Raw genomic sequence first — 4,495 nt, 5'->3', positions numbered from 1 at the left:
CTTCGATTTACCACTTCACCCGCTATTGCCACATACACGCTGTTATCGCTTCGGTGTTCTTTTTCGTCTGTCAGTTTATCTTTCATATTACTGCTTTCTGTTGTGCGTTGGCTTGGTGGCTCTTTTGCAAAACTTGGCTTTTTGCATTGGGCTAGAAATCACTTTCTGTTTGATTTGTGTAATTATGTTGTGCTAATTCTTTGCCATACCTAACTACCATATTTTACACTCGGCTCTGCTGCCATATTCAATCTTTCTTCTGCTTCTTGTACTGCGTTACCGTGAGCCTGCCGAACGGTTACCTGACCATTCATCAACATGGGTAACAACCAGTCTCGCAAGGTGGTGAGGTGTTGGTTTTGTTTGTGATTAATCAAAATCATTTGATTGAATTTTGAAACAGTTTGATTGTACTTTTTGAGCAAGTCATCCTTAGGGTAAACCAACTTCAAAGAATGTAAATCATCTTTAGTAATTGAGCCGAAAGTTGTACCTGCATTATTTCTATGGTCAAAGATTTGTTTAAAATATTCCATCACATAATAAAGGTAGCTGTCATAACCTGATTTGCTGTTTAAAGCTGTCAGACCACGACCTATACAACAATCATTATCGGCAATGTTCAATGTTCCGACTGGTGCTCGAACACTCAATAAAATGTCCCCGCTTTTTGCCATTCTGCTTGGTTCTGTTGTGTATTGCCTAATTGTTGGATATCGCCAACCAAAGTCAGTCGAACCTTGAAAAAATATTTCACCAATGCCATCGTCATTATAAGAACTACCTGATGGTGATTGCCCCATAGTGATATTTGCAATCTGCGACAACTTCTTCACCGCCCACCCTTCAGGAATCTCTCTTTTCAACTCGGCATTGTACACCATTTTTCCACCTGAGGATTTGTAGGGTTTGCCGTTGGCATCGGGAAAATCAAACTGCACAAACCAATAGTCGTAGAGCGTTTTTGCCATTGCTTCCAACTCTCGGTTGATTTTGTTGTTCAGCTCGATTTTTGCATCTAAGTCGGAAAGGACTTTGGCAATGGATTTTTGGGTGGGGAGGTTTTTGTATGCAATTATTTTAATTGGGTGCAAATGATTTCTATTCATAGTAGGTACACTAGACCCACTTTTCTTATCACCAAGTTTTAAATTTTTAAGTAGGTAAAAAATATATTCAATATCATTTCCTTTAAAATCTTTGACAAATAAAGTTGTATTGTGCGGAAAAAAGTTTAATTTAACAAGATGAGGCAATCCAACTGTTCCACTTCTTCCTATAGTTATTCCAGGGCCTTTAACTTTAAATTCATTATGGTATCCCAAAACACCGTTTGAAGCTTGGACAGGGTATTCTCCTTTAATAAATTGAGATTTAGGTAAATCATATCCTCTCTGAAATTCAATCAAATCACCTAATTTGACTCTTGAAATACTATTCATATCCTACTCCCTTTTAAATTATTCTTTGTGGCTCTGCGGCTTTGCGTGATATATTCTCTCGCTAAGTCGCTAAGTCGCCAAGTGTTATTGTTTTTCATATCGCAACTCCTTTAAATTATTCTGAATTTTGTTAGTTGTGCCTTCGACAGGCTCAGGCACCGATGGCTCAGGCACCGATGGCTCAGGCGCCGATGGCTCAGGCACCGATGGCTCAGGCACCGATGGCTCAGACACCGATGGCTCAGGCACCTCATCCTTCATCGAAATCATAAAATCTTTTGGATATTGTGTATGGTTTTTTGAAAGTAAGGGCAAATCTTCCGGACGATTCCCAATCAAAGCTTCCTTCTTCTTTCTACTCCATCCTTGCACTTGCTTTTCTCTATAAAAAGCCTCGTCAATTCTTGAAAATTCTTCATAATAAACCAATTTAACAGGAAGTCTTTTTTTGGTGTGGTTTGCTCCTTCACCGGCTTGATGCTGAGCTAACCGCAATTCTAACTCCTTAGTACTTCCTGTATAATAGCTACCATCACTACATTCTAATATGTACAAAAAACCTTTCATAACACTTCGTTTTTACTGGGGGCTGAGCTTGTCGAAGCCCAATCCTTTTAAATTATTCTGAATCTCCATTTCCAGTTCCCTGCCCTCAGCAAAGAGTTGGTTTAGGTTGTCTTCAAAGCCTTTCATCTTGGCGGCAAATTCTTCTGCGGTAATGTCCACATATTCAATTTTCACTTCAAAATATTGCCCGGCACTCAGAGAGTAGTTTTTCTGCTTTATCTCGTCATAGCTTACCACTACCGAGAAATCATCCACGGCTTTCCGTTGGTTAAAGGTGTCAATGATTTGCTGTTCTTCGGCAGGGGTGAGTACGGTTTTTTGGTTTTTGCCTTCTTTTACCGTTTCGCCCAAGTTAGAAGCATCTATCAGCACCACTTCGTTTTTGTTGCTTTTGTCCAAAAATACAATGCTTACATTCGTACCCGTGGTGGCAAAAATATTGCTCGGCATACTCACCACGCCTGCCAGCATTTTGCTCTCTACCATTTTTTCACGAATCTTTTTATCAATGCCGCTCTGTGCGGTGATAAAACCTGTAGGCACTACTATGGCGGCTTTACCTTTTTTGCTCAGCGTGTGCATAATGTGCTGTAAAAAGAGCAGGTAAATCGCCATTTTGTCTTTGGCTTTATTCGGTACTTTCGGAATTCCCGCAAAAAAGCGGTCGTTGTTTTCTTTGCTGTCCAAATCGTCTCGATAATCCGAAAAATCGAGCTTAAAAGGCGGATTGGAAACGATGTAATCGAATTTCTGCAAGTTGCCTTCTTTGTCCTTGTGGTAAGGGTGCAAAATGGTATTACCCTGAATGATGTTTTGAATGGAATGGACCAGATTATTCAAAATCAGGTTCAATCGCAACAAGCTCGAAGATTTTTGACTCACATCCTGCGAATAGATGGTGCATTTGTCTTCGCCAATGGCGTGGGCAATGTTCATCAAAAGCGTTCCCGAACCTGCCGAAGGGTCGTAAACGGTTACATCTTGGTCGGGTTCGTTCACTAAAATAGCCGCCATAATTTTGGCTACCGCGTGGGGCGTAAAGTACTCGGCATACTTGCCACCGCTGTTGGTGTTGTAGTCCTTAATCAGGTACTCGAAAATGGTGGCGTAGAAATCGAATTTTTGGTGGAAAATATGCTCAAAGCTCACACCCACCAGTTTGTTGATGATGGCTTTGGCAAAGGCATCCCGCTTGCTGCCGTCACTGATGTATTCGGTAATGCGGTCGAAGAGTACCACTTTGGCACCACCATCTGTTTTCACCGAGAAAATATCGTTGTTGGTAATGGCAATGTCTAAAAGTGTATCGTCAAAGAGTTTGGCAAAATCGCTTTCGTTTTGTCGGCTGAAGAGTTCGGAGATAAAATGTTGCGGTTTGAGTTTGGCCGTATCGGCTCCCAATTGCAGCAGCAACATTTCGTAATCATCATCCGAATAGGATTTTACGGTTTCTTCCCAATTGTCTGCATTCTTCAATTTCGGGTCAAGTTTCTTCAACTCAAAGGCGAACTTGTCGTTCATAAATTTATACAGGAATACCTGCGTAATGATTTTGAACTCGTTGCCATCATTGCCCAGGCCATAGTTGGCACTGATGCTTTTGAGGCTATCAATCAGGGCTTTGGTTTTTTCTTTAAAATCTATGTCGTTCATATTTCTATTTACTCTTTAATATATATTTCGCACCGTTGGTGCTTAATGGTATTTTGTCCTTTATACCTTGGGCATTGCCCAAGGCTATTGATGTGGCACCTTTGGTGCTAGTTCTCCTATTCATTTGTACAGAGAAAAAAGCACCATAGGTGCAATAATCATTAACATGGCCCGATAGGGCCATGAAATAATGCATCTGACCTACGCCAAGCACCAAAGGTGCGCAATCAATCCCATAAATATCGCTCATCATATTCTACCTTATACTTTTTCAAAAACGCCAAATATTCTTCTTGAAATGTCTTTTTTTTATGATGTTCAGACTGATTCTCAATGTACCGAATCACCACATCAATCTCTGCCGGGTTGACCGAAAAACTTCCATAGCCTCTCTGCCAATAAAAGTTCTTGTATTTCTCACCTTTAGTCTTCATCCATTTTGATGAATGCGCTTTAGCTTCTTCAATTAGTTTCATCAGAGCAACTTTACGAGATAGCACACAAAGTATATGAATGTGGTCTTTATAGCCTCCAACTATAACGGGTTTAAAATCCATATTTTTACAAATGCCTCCAATGTATTGAAATAATTCATTTTGAATTTCTTCATCAATAAAAGGAAATCTGTCCTTTGTACTAAAGGTAATATGACTATAATTATATGCTATTGACTGTGGCATTCACTTAAATTGCTCTTCCGTAAAATTCATTAATGTATTCGTTTACCACCAAGTTGTTGATGTACTTGGATGATTCCGCATTTAGGTTAAACTTGTTTTTGTTTTTAAATTGGTCAATCACCAATCGCATCATTTGCGTGCTGAAATAACTTT

Annotated in this window: 5 protein-coding genes; all 5 read right to left on the bottom strand. The window is 39.9% G+C overall.

Translation table 11 applies throughout. The annotated features are described in order from the left end of the window. Positions 1 to 209 precede the first annotated feature (209 nt). Positions 210 to 1,442 carry a restriction endonuclease subunit S gene (locus VLZ86_RS00770; protein ID WP_325447720.1) on the bottom strand — a complete coding sequence of 411 codons (1,233 nt, stop codon included), beginning with the start codon at positions 1,440 to 1,442 and terminating at the stop codon, positions 210 to 212. A gap of 84 nt (positions 1,443 to 1,526) precedes the next feature. Next, complete coding sequence (locus VLZ86_RS00765) at positions 1,527 to 2,009, bottom strand: GIY-YIG nuclease family protein (protein ID WP_325447719.1); 483 nt, start codon at positions 2,007 to 2,009, stop codon at positions 1,527 to 1,529. Positions 2,010 to 2,021: 12 nt separating this feature from the next. Next, entirely contained in the window at positions 2,022 to 3,662 is a 1,641-nt protein-coding gene (locus VLZ86_RS00760; protein WP_325447717.1) for a class I SAM-dependent DNA methyltransferase, read from the bottom strand. A gap of 4 nt (positions 3,663 to 3,666) precedes the next feature. Then, positions 3,667 to 3,915: a hypothetical protein gene (locus VLZ86_RS00755; RefSeq protein WP_325447715.1), complete on the bottom strand. Its 249-nt coding sequence runs from the start codon at positions 3,913 to 3,915 to the stop codon at positions 3,667 to 3,669. Beyond that, positions 3,890 to 4,342 (bottom strand): IS200/IS605 family transposase, encoded by a 453-nt coding sequence (tnpA, locus tag VLZ86_RS00750; protein WP_325447713.1) that lies wholly within the window; start codon positions 4,340 to 4,342, stop codon positions 3,890 to 3,892. The genes VLZ86_RS00755 and tnpA overlap by 26 nt, the downstream gene beginning before the upstream one ends. Between the last annotated feature and the right edge of the window lie 153 nt (positions 4,343 to 4,495).

Source organism: Gelidibacter sp. (genome assembly GCF_035515035.1).
Classification (GTDB): domain Bacteria; phylum Bacteroidota; class Bacteroidia; order Flavobacteriales; family Flavobacteriaceae; genus Gelidibacter.
This window is presented reverse-complemented; position numbering and strand designations above follow the sequence as displayed.

Bases quoted from the DNA above. Each gene is read 5' to 3' on its own strand.
- VLZ86_RS00770 (WP_325447720.1), bottom strand. From the start codon at position 1,442: ATGAATAGTATTTCAAGAGTCAAATTAGGTGATTTGATTGAATTTCAG.
- VLZ86_RS00765 (WP_325447719.1), bottom strand. From the start codon at position 2,009: ATGAAAGGTTTTTTGTACATATTAGAATGTAGTGATGGTAGCTATTAT.
- VLZ86_RS00760 (WP_325447717.1), bottom strand. From the start codon at position 3,662: ATGAACGACATAGATTTTAAAGAAAAAACCAAAGCCCTGATTGATAGC.
- VLZ86_RS00755 (WP_325447715.1), bottom strand. From the start codon at position 3,915: ATGATGAGCGATATTTATGGGATTGATTGCGCACCTTTGGTGCTTGGC.
- tnpA (WP_325447713.1), bottom strand. From the start codon at position 4,342: ATGCCACAGTCAATAGCATATAATTATAGTCATATTACCTTTAGTACA.